Source organism: Mesorhizobium sp. M7A.F.Ca.ET.027.03.2.1 (assembly GCF_003999175.1).
GTDB lineage: Bacteria > Pseudomonadota > Alphaproteobacteria > Rhizobiales > Rhizobiaceae > Mesorhizobium.
In genome coordinates this window covers 1-451 of sequence record NZ_RZOM01001904.1, presented here as the reverse complement: position 1 = coordinate 451, position 451 = coordinate 1, and the positions used below count along the sequence as shown (strand labels likewise).

Sequence of the window (451 nt, the reverse complement as noted above, 5' to 3'; positions counted from 1 at the left end):
GTATAGGGGGTGCGATTGCCCTGGAAATGATCCTGCACGATCAGCCCGTCGCAGCCCGGCTCGAGTGCGACGGCCTTGCGGTTCAATTCGTCGAGATCCATCGTGCCGTTCATCAAGCGCCCAAGCCAGGCGATGATCGAGCCTGTGGAGGTCTGCCCCCCTTCAACGATGTAGCGTTTGGGATAGACGCAATCGGGATAGCTGCCCCAGATCCCCGGCGCGTTGAGCGGCGTCTCCGAGACACCGAACTGCAGGTGCGAGGAGCCAGTGATCAGCGCCAACTGGCCCGGCTGCGCCACGCCGAGACCGATCATGCCGATCAGCGCATCCGCGCCGCCCTGCACGAGCTTGACCGTGGCGGGAAGCCCCAGCGCATCGGCCGCCTTGGCGCTCAGCGTGCCGACGACTTCACCGGGGGGCACCACGCGCTGCGGCCATTTCTGCATCAGTT

At 65.4% G+C, this 451-nt stretch carries 1 protein-coding gene; it reads right to left on the bottom strand.

The features are described 5' to 3' along the window. A partial coding sequence (locus EN750_RS38695) for an FGGY-family carbohydrate kinase (protein WP_245482964.1) occupies positions 1-451 on the bottom strand: 451 nt, incomplete at both ends.